This window comes from Enterobacter sp. RCC_40 (assembly GCF_041360735.1).
In the GTDB taxonomy this organism is placed as follows: Bacteria; Pseudomonadota; Gammaproteobacteria; order Enterobacterales; family Enterobacteriaceae; genus Enterobacter; species Enterobacter ludwigii.
The window spans coordinates 1097399-1117974 of the sequence record NZ_JBFUPR010000001.1 but is presented as its reverse complement, the minus strand read 5'-3'; the positions used below and the strand labels follow the sequence as shown (position 1 = coordinate 1117974).

Genomic DNA, 20576 nt, shown 5'->3' with positions numbered 1-20576 from the left:
TGCCTTGCGCTTTTAGCCGTAAGCTAATCTACAGCCGTGCCGATGACTATTTTACAGGCGTGTTTTTACGCATCTTACCTACAAGAGAGTCGACGGTCATGGACAACACAACAACGATGCAGGCGCAGCGCACGCTGAGCTTTTTGCATCATATCAGGCTGGTTCCGCTGTTTTCCTCCATTCTCGGTGGCATTATTTTGCTGTTCGCCTTGAGCTCAGGTCTGGCGGGCTATTTCCTGCTGCAGGCAGACGCCGATCAGCAGGATGTCACATCAGAAATTCAGGTGCGTATGGGGCTGTCGAACAGTTCTAACCATCTTCGCACCGCGCGTATCAATATGATCCACGCTGGCGCGGCCAGCCGTATCGCCGAGATGGATGCAATGAAGCAGAACATCAGCGAGGCGGAAAAACGTATTAAGCAGTCTCAGGATGGCTTTAACGCGTACATGAACCGCCCCGTTCCTACGGCGGAGGATGAAGCGCTGGATGCCGAACTGAAAACACGCTTTGACGCCTATATCGCGGGCCTTCAGCCGATGGTTAAATTTGCCAAAAACGGCATGTTTGAAGCGATCATTAACCATGAAAACGAATCCGCCCGCCCGCTGGATGACGCCTATAACGCCGTCCTGCTGAAGGCGATTAAGATCCGTACCGACCGGGCCAATGCCCTGACGGCGCAGGCGCACAGCCGCACGCAGCTGGGCCTGATGTTTATGGTCGGGGCGTTTGCCCTGGCGCTGGTGTTGACCGCGCTGACCTTTATCGTGCTGCGCCGCACGGTCATCAATCCGCTTCAGCGTGCTGCTACGCGAATCGAGAACATTGCAAAAGGCGACCTGACGATGCCGGATGATGTCGCCGGGCGCAGCGAAATTGGCCGGCTGACGCGCGACCTGCAAACCATGCAGCACTCGCTGGAGACCACGGTTGGCACCGTACGCCAGGGGGCGGAAGAGATCTATCGCGGAACCAGTGAAATCTCGGCTGGCAACACCGATCTCTCATCCCGTACCGAACAGCAGGCGGCCGCCATTGAGCAGACTGCCGCAAGTATGGAACAGCTGACCGCGACGGTGAAACAGAATGCCGATAACGCGCACCATGCCAGCAAGCTGGCGGAAGATGCCTCCGGTAAAGCCAGCCGTGGCGGCCAGATGGTCTCCGGCGTGGTGAAAACGATGAGCAATATCTCCACCAGTTCGAAGAAGATCTCTGAGATTACTGCGGTGATTAACAGCATTGCGTTCCAGACCAATATCCTGGCGCTCAATGCGGCAGTAGAAGCAGCGCGTGCGGGTGAACAAGGACGCGGCTTTGCGGTGGTGGCGAGCGAAGTGCGCACCCTGGCGAGCCGAAGTGCAAATGCCGCGAAAGAGATTGAAAGCCTGATCAACGAGTCGGTTTCCCTGATCGATCAGGGTTCCGGTGAAGTGGTCGCCGCGGGCAACACCATGAACGACATCGTCGATGCGGTGAAACGCGTCACCGATATTATGCTGGAAATTGCCGCCGCCTCCGACGAACAGAGCCGCGGTATCGAGCAGGTCAGCCAGGCGATTTCGGAGATGGACAAAGTGACGCAGCAGAACGCCTCGCTGGTGGAAGAAGCCTCTGCGGCGGCGGCCTCCCTGGAAGAACAGGGCGCGCGTCTGACCGAGGCTGTCGGGGCATTTCGTCTGAGTGGCGCAAAGCCTGGCCGTTCAGTCTCGTCTGCGCCAGCGGTGAAAAACGCACCTTTACGTCCTGCGCCTGCGGTGTCGGGTGATAACTGGGAAACGTTCTGAGTCGTCCGGGGTAAACGGGTGAAAAAAAAGGGACCGTCAGGTCCCTTTTTTATTGCGTTACTGCTTATCCGGCAGCGCGTAGGCAATCACGTAATCACCGCGATCCGGCGACTGACGAGCACCCCCCGCGTTGATGATGATGTACTGTTTACCGGTTTTCGGTGAAACATAAGTCATCGGTCCGGACTGGCTACCGACCGGCAGACGGTCTTTCCAGATCTCTTTCCCGGTGGCGGTATCAAACGCGCGCAGGTAGAAATCCTGGGTGCCGGCAAAGAACAGCAAACCGGACTGGGTAGCGAGTGACGCGCCCAGGGTCGGCATACCGATTGGGATCGGCATATGCATGCGAATGCCAAGCGGGCCAGTATCTTCCACCGTACCGACCGGAACCTGCCACACCAGCTTGCCTGATTTCAGGTCAACGGCTGACATGGTGCCAAACGGTGGCTTCTGACACGGAATGCCCAACGGCGACAGGAAGCGTTCACGCATAGCCCCGAACGGTGTACCGTCCATAGGCACAATACCCATTTCGATGCCGCTGGCGTTTTTCGCCACGTTGGCACGCGGTACCATGTAGTTTGCCAGGCCCAGGCGCATATCGTTAACGAACATCAGGCTGTTGTTCGGGTCGATTGAGACGCTGCCCCAGTTCATCCCGCCAAGGGAGCCCGGGAACTGCAGGGAACGGTCGAGACCCGGTGGGGTGAAGACGCCCTGGTGACGCATCTCTTTAAACTGAATGCGGCACAGCAGCAGGTCGACTGGTGTCGCCCCCCACATATCCGATTCGGTCAGCGTCTGGTTGCCAATCATCGGCATGCCAACAGAGTACGGTTGGGTCGGGGAGTAACGTTCACCTTCAACGTTACCGGCCGGTGCCGGGCGCTCTTCCACTTTCGCCACGGGCTTGCCGGTTTCGCGGTTGAGCATAAAGATCATGCCCTGCTTGCTGGTCTGCACCAGCACCGGCGTGGTGCCACCTTTACCGTCGGGTAAATCGTACAGCAGCGGCTGGGAAGGGAGATCAAAGTCCCACAGGTCGTGGTGGGTGGTCTGGAAATGCCAGCGCACCTGACCGGTGGCGGCGTCCACCGCCACGATGGAGGAGCTGTACTTGTCATCCAGCGCCGTACGCTCACCCGCCCAGAAATCTGGCGTGGCGTTGCCGGTTGGCAGATAGATCAGGTTCAGTTTTGCATCGTAAGACATGGCAGACCAGACGTTCGGCGTGCCGCGTGTATAGGTCTGTCCTTCCGGTGGAAGGCCGGTCAGTTGCGGATTACCCGGATCCCATGCCCATGCCAGCTTACCGGTATGAACGTCATATGCACGCACGACGCCCGGCGGTTCGCCAGTGGAGAAGTTATCCGCGATACGACCGCCGACCACCACCACATTCCCCGCGACCAGCGGCGTGGAGGTCTGCTGATAGTAGCCCGGCTTGATTTCCCCCATCCCGATGCTCAGGTCAACGGTGCCACGATCGCCAAAGTCTTCACAGACTTTGCCGTTATCCGCATTGATGGCAATCAGTCGCGCATCGGTGGTCGGCAGGAACAGACGACGAGGGCAGGCCGCAGGTTGTGTATCTCCCTGTGACGTTGTCACGCTGCTGTGGTCTTCAAAATAACCCAGACCGCGGCAACGCTGCCAGTTCGGTGCCGAGGCTTTCGCGTCGTAACGCCATTTTTCTTTACCGGAGTCGACGTCCAGCGCCAGGACTTTACTGTACGGCGTACAGACATACAGCGTGTCGCCAATTTGCAATGGGGTGTTCTGATCTTCCGCACCGGAGCCGTTGCTCTGAGGAATATCCCCCGTGTGGGCAACCCAGGCCACCTTCAGATCGTTCACGTTTTGTTTGTTAATTTGATCGAGGGCGGCGAAGCGGTCACCGTGGGTGGTATTGCCCCAGTGCGCCCAGTTTTTCTGCTCCTGACCCGGTGCGACCGGTTTTACCGGTACCGGCTCATTCGCCGCCACCAGCATTTGCGGCTTGAACATCCAGCCGAGGCTCACCAGCATCACGACCGCCAGAACGGCCGCGACGCCAAATGCCGGTGCTTTGTTCGGGGCGTTGTGGTTTGCTGCGCGCATAAACGGCCAGACGATGGCACAGAGGAAGGCCAGCACGGCAAACGTAAAGAGGCGCGAGAAGAGCGGCCAGAAATCCCATCCGGCATCGCTGACGGCCCAGAACAGCGAGGCGATAAACGCGATGCCATAGAGGACGATCCCGCTGGCGCGGTTGATGAAAATCAGGACGGCGGCAATCACCATCGCCACGCCCATGATCAGGAAGTACCCACTTCCGCCTACGGTAACAAGCTTTAAACCTAAGCCGCCAACAGCCAGACCGATGAGCGTCATCAGTCCGGCAAGGAGCCACTGCAGGATACGGGGTATCCCACGTGGCGCGCTGCCAAATGCCATTTCTGTCTCCTTTAAATCCCCCGCGTTGCGGAACGGTGCCGAATATGTACCAATTGGGTAATAATCGCAGAGGGGGATGAGGTTTTATACGGTTTATCCGCATCATGTGCGGTTGAATTCCTGTTTAACAAATAGCATGCGAACCATTTGGTGAATTCGAGGCTATGATAAAACTGTTAAATTGTTTTACGCAATTGTTAATGGATGATTTCGCATTTTTTGACCACAGAAACAAAAAACCCGTCGACAGGACGGGTTAGTGGTTGAGGTTGTAAAGGCGTCTCAGGCAGGCATGGATTTGCGGATGGCGCTGAGCAGCGTCTGCGCACCCGGGGAGAGCGGGGTATCCACGCGGGTTAATATACCGATAGGTTCGCCCGCACCTGGCGACGTCACCGGCAGTGCGGTAAGCGTGCCCTGGCGGAGATCATCTTTCACCGCGCCGGAGGGAACGAACCAGACGTAGTCATAATCCACCGTAAGCTGGCGCGAAAGCGAGGCTGACAGCGTTTCGATGCAACCTGAAGGCAGTGAGCAGCCCTGCATCTGCAGCAGTGTCTCAGCGTTCTGACGCGGAACGGTGCCTTTTGGGGATACTACCACCGGCCACTCCATCACGCGGCTTAACGTCACCGTATCCTGCAGCAGGGGGTGACCTGGACGCACGACCAGCTTCAGGGATTCCAGGAACAGCAGCTCGTAGTTAAGCCCGCCCATAAGCTCGGGGTCGGACATGCGCCCGATACCGAGATCCAGTTCGCCGGATTTTAGCCCGGCGAGCAGCATGGTGTTATTCATGGTGGCAACCTGAATAGTGGTATGCCGCTGATGTTTGTGGAACTGCCCAATGACCGGAGGCAGAATGCCGAGTGCCGCCGTTGGCAGGGCACCCACGCGCACAATCTCCGTGGCGTGCTCCTCTTTGCGGTTGAGCGACTGTCCGGCAGTATTCAGCGCATCGAGAACCTTGACGGCGTGCGTAAGAAATTGTTCACCCACGAGGGTGAGTTGTGCCCCCAGCCGACCGCGGTCGAAGAGACGGGTTCCGGTGAGTTGTTCCAGCTCGTTCAGCGTTTTGGAGAGCGCAGGCTGGCTTAGGTTGAGAGTTTCAGCCGCTCGCCCCAGCGTTCCCTGTTGAGCGACGGCCACAAATGTATGCAAATGGCGCAAGCGTATGCGCTGACTGAACAGACCATTTTTTTCCATAGGCGATGTTAAAAACAGAGCGATGCGGGTGACAAGCTAAGTTGTTTAATTTTGATAACTTGATAGCAAAATATTTTTAACATTTGATCTGTTTGAGTTACAACATGTTTTTTGGCAGGGGGGAGAGGAAGAACGTCCTTGTTCTTTTCGTGCACATTGAGAGCGTTACGTCAGTGTATAGCCGGGTTAAATCACGCCATCACCGCCGTCAGAGCACCATACCTGACCGGAGGTAAATGAACATTCATCCGAGGCCAGCGTGACATAGAGCGGTGCGATCTCAACAGGTTGACCCGGACGCCCCAGCGGGGTATCACCGCCAAACTCTTTCACTTTTTCCATCGGCTGGCCGCCGCTGGACTGCAGCACCGTCCAGTAAGGACCCGGGGCAACCGCGTTGACGCGTATTCCTTTTGGCCCAAGCTGTTTCGCTAAGGATTTGGTGAATACCGCCAGACAGGCTTTTGTCTGGGCATAATCCAGCAGCACAGGGCTGGGCTTAACCGCCTGGACCGAGGAAGTATTAATGATAGAGGCCGACGGTTTCAGATGGCGCAGCGCCGCTTTGGTTATCCAGAAAGGCGCATAGACATTGGTTTTAAAGGTCGCGTCAAAATCTTCCGTGGTGAGCTCTTCAAGGGATTCCCGGTATTGCTGACGACCGGCGTTATTCACCAGAATGTCCAGTCCCCCCAGTTTGGCCACCGCCTCTTCTACCAGATTCTGGCAGAACGTCTCATCACGGATGTCACCCGGCAGCGCGACGGCAATGCGTCCTTCCGCTTTGATAAGCTCAATGACGTCAACCGCGTCTTTCTCTTCTTCAGGCAGATAGTTGATTGCGACGTCAGCCCCTTCACGGGCGTAAGCGATCGCGACTGCGCGACCAATACCGGAGTCACCTCCGGTGATCAATGCTTTCTTGCCGGCAAGGCGGCCATGCCCTTTATAGCTCGTTTCCCCGTGGTCGGGTACGGGTTGCATTTCTGATGCCAGTCCCGGCGGCGTTTGCGGTTGCTCCGGGAAAGGGGGTTGCGGGTAAGCGTTCTGACGTTGTGTAGTATCACTCATAGCTGACTCCTTAAGCCAAGGGGTGAGATTTGATGGATAGTTGCAGCGTTAACGCTTCGCTGAATTATTTCTGCAAATGATCGACGCGCACGACAGGCGGCGATGATTTCTTATCAAGCGATCCGTTGATACTGATCATCTGATCGGGTTTTACTGTTCTGCCGTCGAATACTGCCTGGGGAATAATAACGTCTATTTTTCCGGTTTTATCCTGGAATACAAACTTATCGCCGCTACCGTCAATAAGGTTTCCGCGTAATGAAATAGTCGCACCATCATGCATTTCTTTTGCATGATCGATGGTCATAATTCGTGCATCATCGGTTCCACGATAACCGCTATCCAGTGCGTGCGGCGGTGGCGGTGCTTCACCTTTTTGTAACCCGCCGTTATTATCTGCCCATGCGGTCGGTACCAGAAATATCAAAAAAGCGGAAGTAAGCGATAATTTCATCTGATATCCTTCATTTTGTGTGTCTTGACTTATTAAGTATTGTTGCTATTCCTTTATGTGGCAAATGTGATAAGTCTTAAAAACATTCGCTTTTGAAATCAAAAATATCGGTTAATAAGCGAAACGGTGATAGCCGCCATGAAGCGTCAAAGTGATAAGTTACCTGGGATAGATGAGAATTACCGATTGCTGACGTTTGAATATGGATTTCGTCAGGTGGGGTTTATTGTCCTGCTGGCCATTATCGTTGCGGCGATAGCGGGTTTCTTTTCAAGTGGAGTGGTGAGTGATACGCAAAGAACAAACTCGGCAAAGTCGCTGACCATCAACTACGAGCGCTTTGGCCGACGCCAGACGGAGTCGAAGATCCACCTTTCATTCCCGGTCAGAACAGAAGGGAAATACACCCTGAGTGTGACCAGCGAGAGCAACGATGTTTACGAGCCAGGAAGCGTTTGGCCGCAACCGGACAGCATGTTCAGTCGCGGGAATACGCTCTTTTTTGTTTATAACAACCTGAAAATGTCCGACAACTTCTCTGTCTTACTTTTCACGACCCCTGCACGCGCAGGTAAATGGGACAATGTCGTTCGCATAAACAACGAGCCGGAAATCCCTTTCTGGCAATTAATTTACCCGTAGGAGGCTGATATGGATATGGTCTTTCGTGCGCTGGCTATTTACCTGTTCCTCGTCGTGGTATTTAAAGTTGCCGGACGGCGCGCTTTGCTGCAGATGACCAGCTTTGATCTGATTCTCCTGTTAATTATCAGTGAGGCGACGCAACAGGCGCTGCTCGGGGAAGATTTTTCGGTCACCGGCGCAATGATTACCATTACCACGCTGGTGGTAGTGGATATTATCTTTGGGATACTGAAAAAATATTTCTCACCGGTAGAAAATATTCTTGATGGCACTCCGGTGATATTGGTTGAGAACGGTGTGCCGCTAGCAGATAAACTCAAAAAAGTCGACGTTTCCTGTGATGATATTCTGGTATCGGCACGCCAGAATAATGGTGTTACGCAGCTGAGTGAAATTAAATATGCCATTCTTGAGCGCAATGGTCATATTTCAATCATTCCTTTTGAGAAGTAAGAGGCCACGAAATGAGCAACCTTCACCATGATAACAATTATACCGTCGCCGAACTGACCAAAAAAGTGGCGAGCAAATTGACAGACTTAGGGCTTCGCTTAACCACGGCAGAATCCTGCACCGGCGGAAAACTTTCCGTCGCCCTTTGTGCCGAAGAGAACACGGCCGAATTTTATGATGTCGGCCTGGTCGTGTTCAGTGACGGCGCAAAAGAGCGCATTCTGGGCGTGCGTCCTGAGACCCTTGAACGGTATACGGCCGTAAGTGAACAGACGGTAACCGAAATGGCCGCCCGGATCCTGGAGATTGCCCAGGCGGATGTCAGTATTGCCATCAGCGGTTATGCCGGGCCAGAAGGGGGCGACGATGGCACGGCGGCAGGGACCGTTTGCTTCGCCTGGAACCTTCGCGGACACACGGAAACCCGTACCGTCCTGTTTTCCGGCGACTGTCAGGATGTGGTTGAGAAGGCGGTGCAGTATTCATTGTCTGAATTAGTGACCAGATTATCCGGCTGGGATAACGAGTAAATTAACGCGGAGGTTCTATGGCTGTGATTGTCATTACCGGCGGTACGGCGGGTGTGGGAAAGGCAACGGCGGTGCACTTCGCAAAGGCAGGCTACGATGTGGGGATTATTGCCCGCGATGAGACAAGCCTGCACTCGACCCAGGAGGAGTTAACGCGTTTTGGCGTCAAAGCCTGTGCGGTACAGGCGGATGTCGCCGACAGCCAGGCGGTGGTGGACGCGGCAAACGAGATTGAATATCGCCTCGGCGCGATTGATGTTTGGGTTAACAATGCGATGGGTGCTGTGCTGGCACCGTTTCGTACCCTGACGCCGGATGAATTTCGCCGCGTCACTGACGTGACCTATCTTGGCTTCGTAAACGGAACCCGCGCCGCGCTGGAATTGATGGTGCCACGCGATCGCGGCGTGATTATTCAGGTCGGGTCCGCGCTGGCCTACCGCTCGATCCCATTACAATCGGCCTACTGCGGCGCCAAAGCGGCGATTCGGGGATTCACCGATGCGGTGCGCACGGAACTGATGCATGAGAACAGCCGGGTGCAGCTTTCAATGGTGCAGATGCCGGGGCTGAATACACCGCAGTTTGACTGGGCAAGAAACAAATTCGCCTGGGCTATGCGTCCGGTTCCGCCGGTGTTTGAGCCTGAAGTCGCCGCGAGCGCGATTTTTAAGGTCGCGCAAAAACCGGTGCGCGAACTGTGGGTGGGCAGCAGTACCATTCAGTCGATCGTCGGACAATTCCTCTTCCCGGGTTTCCTGGACCGGCTAATGGTGAAGAAGGCCTGGGAAGGTCAGATGACTGACGATCTGAATGACCGGGATCGCCAGGATTATCTCGACCAGCCGGTCAACGACCTGCACAAAATCCATGGGCGTTTTACCCCGGAAGCGAAAAACCGCGCCACGGCGATCACGTCAGGTGTGCCCGGGAAAGTCCTGTTAGGCTCCCTCGCGGTGGCGGGCGTTGTGCTGACGCGGCTGATGATTCGGCGTAAAAGGTAATCAGCGCAGCGCGCTACGGTTAGTCCAGAACCAGCGATAGCCGTAGCCGCTGAGGGTAAGCTGGACGGTTTTGCCACAGATCAGCGCGTCGTCATAGCGTTTATCCGCCAGGCAGGCGGTCCAGGTGGCGTGACGGATCCCGCGGGCGGTAAACTGGACCGGCTTGTCGCTAAAGTTAACGAAGGTCAGGATACTGCGCGCTTCGGCCTCGTAATAAATGCCCAGTACCGCGTCATCATCAATATTGATAAGACGAAACGGTGCGACAGCAATCTCCGGAAATTCAGAGCGCGTATTGGCCATGTCGATGATCCGGTGCAGCAGGGAATTGCGGTGCAGCAGGGAATCGGCCACGTTGATTTTCTGATAACGCCAGGGACCGCGATCGATGATTGGGGCGATAAACCGCTCAGGATCCGCTGCTGAAAAGCCACCGCCTTCTGACCCCGCCCACTGCATTGGCGTTCGCACGGCATAGCGCTCTTCCAGCGTCAGATCATCACCCATGCCAATCTCATCGCCGTAGCGCATGACCGGCACGCCCGGGAGTGAGAAGAGCACCGCGTGGCAGAACGCCAGCCGTTTTTGATCGCCCTTTAACATCGGTGCCAGACGGCGTCGTATCCCGCGCTGGTAGACGTTCATCTCTTCGTCAGGGGCGAAGGTGTCGACCACAATCTGTTTCTCTTTTTTACCGATCCCTTCCAGATCCAACTCATCGTGGTTGCGCAGCCAGTTGGCAAAGCAGCACGAGTCAGGCGGGACAATCATCTTCTTTATGGCATTGCGCAGCGGTCGGGCGCTTTTCCTGGCAAGGCTGACGTAGAAATACTTATTGAGCCAGAAATTCAGCACCAGATTCAGACGGTTATTTTCGCCGAAATAGTCTTTATACGCCTCCACGTCGACGTCCACCTCACCGAGCAGGATCGCTTCCGGATTACGTGCTTCAATAAGGCGGCGCATATGCTCCAGGATCCATAACCCCTTTTTCTCGTCACCGCCGCCTGCCTGCGCGGTCAGATGCGTTGCGGCATCAAGGCGAAATCCCGACACCCCGAGCTTGAGCCAGAAGAGGATAATATTTTCGATCTCGTTGAGCAGCGCGGGGCAGGTCAGATTCAGGTCGGGCTCGTGGTGATAGAACATATGTCGGTAGTATTGCCCGGCCTCGTCATCCCATGTCCAGACGCTCTCTTCCACGCCGGGAAACATCGGAGAGGTATCGTCCTCGTTATTATCCGACCAGATATAGTAGTCACGAAAAGGTGAAGTTGGGTTGCGGCGAGCCTGCTGAAACCAGGGATGGGCGTCCGAGGTGTGTTGAATCAACAGCTCAATAATGACCTGCATACCCAGCTCCCGGGCCTGTTCAATAAAGGCGATAATGTCGGCCAGCTTTCCGAAGCGAGGATCAACCTGCAGATGGTCGCTGACGTCGTAGCCTTCATCCAGAAACGGGGTGAGGTAGAAAGGGGTGATCCAGATAACCGTCGCCCCCATGCGGCGAATGTAGCGCAGCTTTGCGCCAATCCCGGCGATGTCCCCGCAGCCATCGCCGTTTAAATCATAAAAGAGTGCAGTATCAATCTGATAAATAATGGCTCGGGTATGCCAGTCTGCCATAGTTCACCTCAGTGATAACCTTCCGTGTCGGAAACTTTGCCCCGGAAAACGTAGTAGCTCCAGGCGGTGTACACCAGAATCACCGGAATAATCAGTAACGTTCCGACCAGCATAAACAGCTGGCTGGCCGGTGGTGCCGCAGCCTCCCACAGGGTAATGCGCGGCGGAATAATGTTAGGCCACAGGCTAATTCCCAGACCGCTAAATCCGAGGAAGATCAGCCCAAGGGTCAGCAGGAAGGGACGCGAGTGGCTGGCCGGGTTGCGTGTTAGTCGCCAGATCCACAGGCTAAACACGCCTACCAGCAGGGGAACCGGCAGGAACCAGATGAAGTTGGGGAAGGTAAACCAGCGGTCGGCAACGTACTGCCAGCCGAGCGGCGTCCAGATACTCACCACCGCGATCACCACCACCAGCGCCAGCAGCACGTGCCGGGTCAGCTCACGCATGCGGTTTTGCAACGCGCCTTCACTTTTCATGATAAGCCACGTGGTACCGAGCAGGGTGTAGGCCACAACCAGCCCGATGCCGCAGAAAAGATTGAAGGGCGTTAACCAGTCAAGGGCGGAGCCGACAAAACGCCGGCCCTCAACGTCAAAGCCGTTAATCACTGCTCCCACCACCACCCCCTGGCTGAAGGTGGCAAGCAAAGAGCCGCCGGCGAAGGCGTAGTCCCAGAACTTGCGGTGCGAAGGCGTTGCCTTAAAGCGGAACTCAAAGGCCACGCCGCGAAAGATAAGGCCAATTAACATGGCGGTAAGAGGGATGGTCAGCGCATCGATAATCACCGCATAGGCCAGCGGAAACGCGCCGAATAACCCCGCACCGCCGAGCACCAGCCAGGTCTCGTTGCCGTCCCACACCGGCGCCACGCTGTTGACCATTACGTCACGCTCTCTGGCATCGCCCACGAAGTTAAAAAGCAGCCCGATGCCCAAATCAAAGCCATCCATGATGATATACATCAGCGTGGCGAATACGATGATGGCAAACCAGATAACTGAGATATCGACGCCCATCAGTTTCTCTCCTGTTCCGGAACAGACTCAGCGGCAGACAGCGGACGGGCAGGGGTGCCCGAGGTATTTGACGTCAACGTATCAACGGGCTGCGGACCTTTCTTGATAAGCCGAATCAGGTAGACGTAGCCCACGCCAAACACCGACGAATAGACCACAAAGAAGGCCAGCAGGCTAATGCTCATCTGCAGCGTGCTGTGCAGCGAGACCGCGTCGATCGTGCGCAGATAGCCATACACCACCCACGGCTGACGACCCACTTCGGTGGTGACCCAGCCGGCCAGCAGCGCCAGTAGGCCCGCTGGTCCCATGCAGAGCGCGAACCAGTGGAAGGGCCGCGACTGGTAGAGTCGATGGCGATAGCGTAGCCAGACGCTGACCAGACCCAGCGTGATCATCAGCAGACCCATGCCGACCATAATGCGGAATGACCAGAAAACAATCGGTGAGTTCGGGCGATCTTCTTTCGGGAAGTCTTTCAGTGCCGGGACCTGTTTATCCAGGCTGTGGGTCAGAATCAGACTGCCAAGGGCAGGAATTTCCAGCGCGTAGCGGGTGCGCTCCTGCTCCATATCCGGCAGGCCAAACAGCAGCAGCGGTGTCGCTTCGCCTGGTGGGTTCTCCCAGTGACCTTCGATGGCGGCAATTTTGGCCGGCTGATGTTCGAGGGTATTCAGGCCATGCATATCACCGACGACGGCCTGAATGGGCGCGACCAGCAGGGCCATCCACATCGCCATGGAAAACATGGTGCGTATCGCGGGCGTGTCGTTGCCGCGCAGCAGATGCCATGCGCCCGACGCCCCCACAAACAGCGCACTGCTCAGGAACGCGGCGATAGCCATGTGAATGAGACGGTAAGGGAAGGAGGGGTTAAAAATGATGGCCAGCCAGTCCTCCGGAATGACCTGACCGTTCTGAATACTGAACCCCTGGGGCGTGTGCATCCAGCTGTTGGAGGCGAGGATCCAGAAGGTGGACATCAGCGTACCCAGCGCGACCATACAGGTCGAGAAGAAGTGCAGGCCCGGGCCGACCTTGTTCCAGCCGAACAGCATCACGCCAAGAAATCCGGCTTCGAGGAAGAAGGCGGTTAAGACTTCATAGGTCAGGAGAGGGCCGGTGATACTGCCGGCAAACTGTGAGAATCCGCTCCAGTTAGTGCCGAACTGATAGGCCATGACCAGACCGGAAACGACCCCCATACCGAAGTTAACGGCAAATATCTTTAGCCAGAAATGATACAGCGAGCGCCACACCTCATTTTTGGTGCGAAGCCACATCCCTTCAAGCACCACCAGATAGCTGGCAAGACCGATGGTGATCGCCGGGAAAAGAATATGAAACGAGACGGTAAAAGCGAACTGGATTCTGGCGAGATGAAATGCGTCGAGTTCGAACATGGTCCGTACCTCTGGAACTGTTGCGCACGAGGATTGCCAGGCAGTCCGGGGCTGCCTGGCAAAATCGGTTACGGTTTTTTCTTCCCGGCACCCAGTTCGGCGCCGGTCAGCGGGTCGGAATGTGGATCGGACTTCGTGCGGGCCGACATCGCTTTGACCAGCGTGGCCTGTTCGGTCGTCAGCGTCACGCTTGCACTCCCGTCACCGCCGTCAACGGCAGGTTGGGGGGATTCAACGTAGTCGAAATGTTTATCGCTGTTCCAGCTTCCGCGAACCTCTCCACCTTCAGACATATTGTAGTACTTGTTGGTGTATTCCTCGATTGGCGGCAGTTTTCCCGGAGGGAAATTATTACGAATGGACTGAAGCGCCTTCTCAAAGGAGAGCTGATGCGCTGCCTCACGCGTCATCAGAAACGCCAGCGCATCCTTCACGCCCGGATCGTCCGTGACGTTAATCAGCCGTTCATAGATGATCTTCGCTCGGGCCTCGGCAGCCACATTTGAGCGCAGATCGGCGGTTGGCTCGCCAATGGTGTCGACATAAGCCGCCGTCCACGGCACCCCGGCGGAGTTGGTCAACGGAGTACCGCCACCGTAAAGCAGGGAGGTAATATGGCTGTCGTTACCGTTTTCGGTCATGGACCGATACAGCTCGGCTTCATTTTCCACGCCCTCCGCCAGTGCGCCTTTAGCCCCTTTATTAAGCATACCCACCAGGGTACCGATAATTTCAAGGTGGCTTAACTCTTCGGTCGCGATATCCATTAGCATATCTTTACGACCCGGGTCGTCATCACTCAGCCCCTGAGTAAAGTAACGGCAGGCGGCGGCCAGCTCGCCCTGAGGGCCGCCGAATTGTTCCAGTAATAAATTGGCAAGGCCGGGATTCGGTTCGGCAACCCGAACCGTATATTGTAATTGTTTGATGTGTCGAAACATGTCTTCTCTCCTGAGGTTATTTTTTTGCTTCGACACCGGATGCGTCTGAACGCAGCAGGAACTGTTCGGTGGTCTGTGGAATGTGGCGAATCAGCCAGTCGGCCATCTCGCGCTCTTCCGCCAGGATACTTTCGATGGCAGGCACGGAAGCCATGTCGCCCGCTTTTTTGGCCGCGGCCAGCAGGGAGGTGTAGCAGGCTATTTCAAACTGTTCGAAAACATAGCCGCTGATAGACCCTTTGACGATCTCATCAGAGGGGAACATCCCGCCAATGGATTGTCCGAGCGCCGCCATTTTACTCATCGAATCTTTTAAAACCGAACGAGAAATATCATTACGGTCGAGGATCTCTTCCAGTAAGGTAATTTGTCGCTTCGTTTCACTAATATGCTGCTCAATTCTGGCGCGAACATCGGGATAATTATCGATACGGCTGGCCATGGATTCCAGCATAGATTCGGCTTGCTTTTCCATCGCATGGGCATCGCGTAGCCAGTCATGGTAGTGTTCTACGTGATTCATTATAATGTCCTCATTATGGTGTCGCTTATTTGGTCTCACTCTCAGCAGCCTGATCGGCACGCGCAGCACTGTAGCCAGATAAATGGCCGACAATATTGGCGTAGATACTGATGATAATGACCCATAGCACGCTGCTCTTCCACCATAAAACGGAAGGTATAGCGAGTATGAACCATATTATTGCTGCCGTTAAATGGCACCGTTTAATAGTCCTGGGACTGATGCTCATTTTATTTAACCTTTGCTATAGCGTCATTTTTGCGCTTTTTGGTTAATATTGCCTACGGCCAGGTCGGTAAGTTTAAGATCGGTTTCTTTCTCTTCTTCCAGCGTTTCGGCCAGAAGTTTAACGGCTTTTTTATAGCCCAGTTGTTCTGCTAATGTGGCGAGGGTACCGTAACTGGCAATTTCGTAATGCTCCACTTTTTGTGCTGCGGCAATTAATGCGGCGTCACGCACCTCATTTTTCTCGGTGCTCTCGATGACCTCATTGGCCTCTTCAATCAGGCCTTCCATTGCTACGCACTTCATACGCTTGAGCTTAAGGCCAGATTCTTGCTCGATAATCTGGTCGATACGCTCAATCTGTCCCTGCGTCTCTTCAAGGTGTGCACTAAAGGCTGCGCTCAGTTTTTCACTGGAGGCAGCACGAGCCAGTTTGCCGAGCGCGCGGGTCAGCTGCTTCTCAGCGCTGTAGGTATCGGACAGGAGGTGAATAAACACATCTTCGACACTTTTCATATTCATCATTACGCTCCGGTAAAATAAAGAAGGGGTACTGCGAGCCTGGAGGCCCGCAGCATGCTCTCTGTTTTAAATAAAAGAGATTTACATCAGATCAGGAGTTTTTACGGCCACCACCGTGGCTGTTTTCTCCTCCTTTCTTACCTGCTTCAGATGCGCGTTGCGGATCGTTTTTAAAATTACCGCCGCTGTGCTGGCCACCTTTACGTCCAGCTTCTGATGCTTTTTCACGGTCTTGTGCGAAATTACCGGAACCACCACGATGCTCTGCCATATTAAACCTCATATATTGGTTATGTCAGTTAAGATACGAAAATATTCCGTATCACTCGTCGTTCGAATAATAACTTTAGTCGGTGTTTCATATTCGTCAAATATGTTTTGTAAACCATCGCTTCGTTGCTGAGATATTTCCGATGGTTAACGCTTCGTTTAATATGAATATATCCTGGATGGCTTGCGGTTAACTGTCTGTCTTCATGGGGTTAATCCGCGAGCCGCAGGGGATAACTGTTTTTCTTGCATTGTTTATGCCTGAAGCGCGTGCGGCAGTCTAAAAATTACAGATTAATCTTAAGGAGAAATATTGAAAATCCGCTTGTTGCGTTAACGAAATAAGATATATGCCACTAATATTTGTTTTTAATGAGATATTACCTCTTAAGATAATGCTATTTATTACCTCTTAATGGTTAAGCGATGAGGTTATTAATAATACAGTTTGATCAGAAAACGCTTTATTTAGAGAAGGTGAATCTACATTTAGAGAAGGTGAATCTGCCAGGTCATATGGGTGTCAGGGCAGGCCAGCACACGCTTTAACCACTCCTGTCTTAAGATCACAAATCGGAAATTCTTCCCCCCAGAGGGAACGGGTTTCTCTACACTCCAGGTAATATTCACTGGAGGCATGACATCATGGCGAACACCATCACGGCTGATGATATTCGGGAACACTTTTCGCAGGCTATGTCGGCGATGTACCAGCAGGAAGTTCCGCAGTACGGCACCTTGCTCGACCTGGTTGCGGACGTAAACCTGGCGGTTCTGGAAAATAACCCACTATTACATGAACAACTGGCGAACGCGGATGAACTGGCGCGCCTGAATGTGGAGCGTCATGGGGCGATCCGCGTGGGCACCGCGCAAGAGCTTTCGACCTTGCGTCGTATGTTTGCCATTATGGGGATGTACCCGGTCAGCTATTACGACCTCTCTCAGGCGGGGGTGCCCGTCCACTCCACGGCGTTCCGCCCGGTCGATGATGCGGCGCTGTGCCGAAATCCGTTTCGTATCTTTACCTCGCTGCTGCGCCTCGAATTGATTGACAACGTCGTCCTGCGTGAGCGTGCCGCGGAGATCCTGTCACACCGCAATATCTTTACCCCGCGTTGTCTGGAGCTTATCGCGCAGCATGAGGCAGAAGGGCACTTTACGGATGCGCAGGCGCAGGCGTTTGTACAGGAGGCGTTAGAAACCTTCCGCTGGCATCGTCATGCGACGGTCGACCAGGAGACCTATCTGGCATTGCATAACGAGCACCGACTGATTGCGGATGTGGTCTGTTTCCCGGGGTGCCATATCAACCACCTCACGCCACGTACGCTGGATATTGACCGGGTGCAGGAACTGATGCCGAAGTACGGGATTGAACCCAAAATTCTGATTGAAGGACCACCGCGCCGCGAGGTTCCCGTATTACTGCGCCAGACCAGCTTTAAAGCGCTGGAAGAGCCGGTGCTGTTTGCCGGGGAGCATACAGGAACGCATACCGCGCGCTTTGGCGAAATTGAACAGCGCGGCGTGGCGCTGACGCCAAAAGGCCGTGCGCTTTATGACAGCCTGCTTGCAGAGGCCGGTATCGGTAAAGACAACATGACGCACCAGCTCCATTTGCGCGAGATCTTCAGCGCCTTCCCGGACAGCGAATTGTTGATGCGCCGTCAGGAGCTGGCCTATTTCCGCTATCGCCTGACGCCATCCGGGGAAGCGCATCGACATGCGTTTCGTCCGGGAGACGATCCACAGCCGTTAATTGAGCGCGGGTGGGTTGTCGCTCAGCCGATCACCTATGAAGATTTCCTCCCGGTCAGTGCCGCAGGGATTTTCCAGTCGAATCTGGGCAATGAAACCCAGGCGCGTAGCCACGGTAACGCCAGTCGCGACGCGTTCGAAGCGGCGCTGGGTTGCCCGGTGTACGATGAGTTCATGCTCTATCAGGAGGCTGAAATCCGCAGCAAACAGCGTTGCGGTTTGCTCTGAAATCGTTAATCTTCTGGGGTGTGATGGAAACAGAAGGTTGTTATGCAAAATCCCTCCGCCCCTGTGATTGAAACGCGCCAGGGCGCACTGTCTGGTTTAACGGATGAAAACGTACATCTCTGGTGTGGTATTCCCTATGCGGCGCCTCCCGTTGGCAACTGGCGCTGGCGTTCGCCACGGCCGCCTGAACGCTGGGAGGGGCTGCGTCTGGCCACCGCTTTTTCGCCCTCAAGCTGGCAGAACAGTGAGTATTGCCAGGCGTTAGGCGGTGGCGATCCCGGCCGGTTCTCAGAAGATTGTCTGTATCTTAACGTCTGGTCACCCGTCGAGCGGCCGGCGCCGCTTCCCGTCATGGTCTGGCTGCACGGCGGGGGGTTTACCATTGGCGCGGGTGGCCTGCCGCCCTATAACGGTAAGGCGCTGGCAACGCGCGGCGTGGTGGTTGTGACGATCAATTACCGTCTTGGTCACCTTGGCTTTTTTGCCCATCCCGCGCTGGAGGGAGAAGAAGACCGGGTGGTGCATAACTTTGCGCTGCTGGATCAGATTGCCGCCCTTGAATGGGTTCGGGAGAATATTGCCGCTTTCGGTGGCGATCCTGACAACGTCACCCTGTTTGGTGAATCCGCCGGCGCGCGCAGCGTGCTGTCGCTGCTGGCGTCTCCGCTGGCGAAGGGACTCTTCCAAAAAGCGATTGTGCAAAGCGGATACACCCTGCCGGATACGCCGCGGGAACAGGCCCTGCAAAAAGGGGAAGCGCTGGCGGCGCATTTCGGCCTTGAGGAGGCGTCAGCAGAACAGTTGCGTGCCATTCCCCCCGAAGCGTTCTGGCCGCTGGCCGCGCCGCTGAACATCGCCCCGGCCCCCATCGTCGGAGACTGTGTTCTGCCGGAATCAATGCTCGATGTGTTCTTTGCCGCGCGTCAGCATCCTGTTCCGGTGATGATTGGATCAAACAGTGACGAAGCCAGCGTGATGGCGGTATTTGGTATCGATCTCGCCGGTCAGATCCAGAAGCTTCGCCGTGAACGTCGCTTTGGACTGGGGCTGATCAAACTGCTCTATCCGGGGGTGAAAGGGGATGTGGAGCTTGGCAGGCAGGTGTGCCGGGATATGGCTTTTACCACCATGGGATATGTGGTGATGCAGGCCCAGCAGCGCGTGGGCGGCTTGTGCTGGCGTTACTGGTTCGACTATGTGGCGGAAGCAGAGCACGCAACCTATATCAACGGTGCCTGGCACGGTAATGAGGTGCCGTACGTGTTTGACACCCTTGGTGAGATTGAGCCTTCCTGCCACTACGTTAATGCGCGAGACCGGCAATTCGCAGCGCAGGTTGCAGATTATTGGGTGAGTTTTGCGCGTGACGCCGGTCACCGGGAAAGTCTTCCTGGCCCGACGCACTGGCCGGCCTGTCGAAAAGGAAGGGACGTGCTGCTACGTATCGGCGTGAATAAACATGCAGGTTTCAGGCTTGAAAACCGCTTTATGCGCGCGCGCATGAGCCTCTTTAAGCGCGTTATGAAACACCATGTGAGCCTCGACTGAGCAGGCATGCGCGAAACGCCGCCAGCCCATTTTCCTGGCCAGGCGATTCGCGCAGAACCAGTCTGTAGCTCGCACCCGTTTTAATGCTGCTCTCAAAAGGCCGCGCCAGCCTTCCGGCGCGGACATCTTCTTCCACCAGCGTTTCGTCAGCAATGGCCACCCCCAGCCCCTGAATGGCGGCCGTGATGGCAAGGTCCATCGTGTCGAAGTGTTGATTTTTGTGCATAACAACCCCCGGGCCTTCCTGCTTCGCCAGCCACAAGGACCAGTCTGTCTTATCCCGTGTCGGGTGAAGGAAGGTTAACGCACCCAGTTCGCAACCTGCCCGCAGGGGGCTCATTACCGGGGTTAACGCCTCTTCAAACAGCAGATCGCCCGCGCTCATATGAGTGCCAAATACAATGGCAGCGTCGTAAGATTCCGTTTTGAAATTGACGTTATGGTCGGTGGTAGTGGTCAATGCGATCTGCAGATCCGGCTGCTCGCGCTCCACCTCCAGCAGACGAGGCACCAGCCAGCGCATGGCGCAGGTGGGTGCTTTGAGTCGGATCACGGTTTGCTGGGTGCGGGCCCGATCGGCCAGGGTCAGCAGCGTTTCAAAAGTGGATTGCAATTCCGGAAGCAGGGCGCTGCCCTGTGGGGAGAGGCGCAGGCCGCGCGCATGGCGCTCGAACAGCGGAAAGCCGAACCACGCTTCAAGGGTGGCGATTTTGCGACTTACGGCTCCCTGCGTCAGACAGAGTTCTGTTGCGGCATGGGTCAGATTCAGATGACGCGCGGTGACTAAAAAGGCGTCGATGGCATTAAGCGGGAGCGAACGGCGCGACATTAAACACCTCAGGTATGCGTTTTTCTCATGGCTATTATGACAACAATTCGATTGTCCCGACAACTGACTTGTTGTTTGAATAGTTATGC

At 55.2% G+C, this 20576-nt stretch carries 20 protein-coding genes; 7 read left to right on the top strand and 13 right to left on the bottom strand.

Annotated features, from left to right (window positions below; all coding sequences use genetic code 11):
- Positions 1-98: 98 nt before the first annotated feature.
- Positions 99-1790, top strand: a complete 1692-nt coding sequence (locus tag AB6731_RS05260) for a methyl-accepting chemotaxis protein (RefSeq protein ID WP_138613956.1) — start codon at positions 99-101, stop codon at positions 1788-1790.
- Between the two features lie 57 nt (positions 1791-1847).
- Here AB6731_RS05260 and AB6731_RS05255 read toward each other — a convergent pair whose 3' ends face one another.
- The 4 genes from AB6731_RS05255 to AB6731_RS05240 form a co-directional block, all read right to left on the bottom strand.
- Positions 1848-4229 carry a glucose/quinate/shikimate family membrane-bound PQQ-dependent dehydrogenase gene (locus AB6731_RS05255; RefSeq protein WP_371005981.1) on the bottom strand — a complete coding sequence of 794 codons (2382 nt, stop codon included), beginning with the start codon at positions 4227-4229 and terminating at the stop codon, positions 1848-1850.
- A gap of 282 nt (positions 4230-4511) precedes the next feature.
- On the bottom strand, positions 4512-5435 hold the full coding sequence (locus AB6731_RS05250) for a LysR substrate-binding domain-containing protein (protein ID WP_014169993.1): 924 nt from the start codon (positions 5433-5435) through the stop codon (positions 4512-4514).
- 186 nt (positions 5436-5621) lie between these two features.
- On the bottom strand, positions 5622-6506 hold the full coding sequence (locus AB6731_RS05245) for an SDR family oxidoreductase (RefSeq protein WP_014169994.1): 885 nt from the start codon (positions 6504-6506) through the stop codon (positions 5622-5624).
- A gap of 64 nt (positions 6507-6570) precedes the next feature.
- Positions 6571-6960 (bottom strand): YdeI family stress tolerance OB fold protein, encoded by a 390-nt coding sequence (locus tag AB6731_RS05240; protein ID WP_371005980.1) that lies wholly within the window; start codon positions 6958-6960, stop codon positions 6571-6573.
- Positions 6961-7098: 138 nt separating this feature from the next.
- On the opposite strand from AB6731_RS05240, the gene AB6731_RS05235 reads away from it, so the two are divergent.
- The 4 genes from AB6731_RS05235 to AB6731_RS05220 are packed head-to-tail and all read left to right on the top strand — an operon-like array spanning position 7099 to position 9592.
- Complete coding sequence (locus tag AB6731_RS05235; protein ID WP_032681048.1) at positions 7099-7602, top strand: hypothetical protein; 504 nt, start codon at positions 7099-7101, stop codon at positions 7600-7602.
- Positions 7603-7611: 9 nt separating this feature from the next.
- On the top strand, positions 7612-8058 hold the full coding sequence (locus AB6731_RS05230; protein ID WP_176587241.1) for a DUF421 domain-containing protein: 447 nt from the start codon (positions 7612-7614) through the stop codon (positions 8056-8058).
- A gap of 11 nt (positions 8059-8069) precedes the next feature.
- Positions 8070-8588, top strand: coding sequence for a 2-oxo-tetronate isomerase (locus AB6731_RS05225; protein ID WP_014169998.1), 519 nt, complete (start codon positions 8070-8072; stop codon positions 8586-8588).
- Positions 8589-8605: 17 nt separating this feature from the next.
- A complete protein-coding gene (locus tag AB6731_RS05220; protein ID WP_371005979.1) occupies positions 8606-9592 on the top strand; it encodes an SDR family oxidoreductase in 987 nt (328 codons plus the stop codon).
- On the opposite strand, the gene AB6731_RS05215 is transcribed toward AB6731_RS05220, so the two are convergent.
- From AB6731_RS05215 to AB6731_RS05180, 8 genes are all read right to left on the bottom strand, one after another.
- Positions 9593-11218: an alpha-amylase family protein gene (locus AB6731_RS05215; RefSeq protein WP_020884193.1), complete on the bottom strand. Its 1626-nt coding sequence runs from the start codon at positions 11216-11218 to the stop codon at positions 9593-9595. It lies immediately after the preceding gene.
- Positions 11219-11226: 8 nt separating this feature from the next.
- Entirely contained in the window at positions 11227-12237 is a 1011-nt protein-coding gene (cydB, locus tag AB6731_RS05210; protein WP_047955589.1) for a cytochrome d ubiquinol oxidase subunit II, read from the bottom strand.
- On the bottom strand, positions 12237-13640 hold the full coding sequence (locus AB6731_RS05205) for a cytochrome ubiquinol oxidase subunit I (protein ID WP_020884191.1): 1404 nt from the start codon (positions 13638-13640) through the stop codon (positions 12237-12239). The genes cydB and AB6731_RS05205 overlap by 1 nt, the downstream gene beginning before the upstream one ends.
- A 68-nt stretch (positions 13641-13708) precedes the next feature.
- Positions 13709-14581 (bottom strand): manganese catalase family protein, encoded by an 873-nt coding sequence (locus AB6731_RS05200; RefSeq protein WP_346589330.1) that lies wholly within the window; start codon positions 14579-14581, stop codon positions 13709-13711.
- Between the two features lie 16 nt (positions 14582-14597).
- Positions 14598-15104 carry a ferritin-like domain-containing protein gene (locus AB6731_RS05195; protein WP_014170004.1) on the bottom strand — a complete coding sequence of 169 codons (507 nt, stop codon included), beginning with the start codon at positions 15102-15104 and terminating at the stop codon, positions 14598-14600.
- Positions 15105-15129: 25 nt separating this feature from the next.
- Complete coding sequence (locus tag AB6731_RS05190) at positions 15130-15333, bottom strand: hypothetical protein (protein ID WP_020884189.1); 204 nt, start codon at positions 15331-15333, stop codon at positions 15130-15132.
- Between the two features lie 23 nt (positions 15334-15356).
- Positions 15357-15851 (bottom strand): ferritin-like domain-containing protein, encoded by a 495-nt coding sequence (locus AB6731_RS05185; RefSeq protein WP_020884188.1) that lies wholly within the window; start codon positions 15849-15851, stop codon positions 15357-15359.
- 91 nt (positions 15852-15942) lie between these two features.
- Positions 15943-16122 (bottom strand): general stress protein, encoded by a 180-nt coding sequence (locus AB6731_RS05180; RefSeq protein ID WP_020884187.1) that lies wholly within the window; start codon positions 16120-16122, stop codon positions 15943-15945.
- A 644-nt stretch (positions 16123-16766) separates the two neighbouring features.
- Between AB6731_RS05180 and AB6731_RS05175 the strand changes: the two genes are divergently transcribed.
- Both AB6731_RS05175 and AB6731_RS05170 read left to right on the top strand, forming a co-directional pair.
- The gene (locus tag AB6731_RS05175) at positions 16767-18110 is read left to right on the top strand and encodes a VOC family protein (RefSeq protein ID WP_371005978.1); all 1344 of its coding nucleotides are present in this window, start codon (positions 16767-16769) and stop codon (positions 18108-18110) included.
- Between the two features lie 42 nt (positions 18111-18152).
- A complete protein-coding gene (locus AB6731_RS05170; protein WP_371005977.1) occupies positions 18153-19658 on the top strand; it encodes a carboxylesterase/lipase family protein in 1506 nt (501 codons plus the stop codon).
- Here AB6731_RS05170 and AB6731_RS05165 read toward each other — a convergent pair.
- Positions 19630-20487 (bottom strand): LysR family transcriptional regulator, encoded by an 858-nt coding sequence (locus AB6731_RS05165; RefSeq protein ID WP_020884185.1) that lies wholly within the window; start codon positions 20485-20487, stop codon positions 19630-19632. The genes AB6731_RS05170 and AB6731_RS05165 overlap by 29 nt on opposite strands.
- Between the last annotated feature and the right edge of the window lie 89 nt (positions 20488-20576).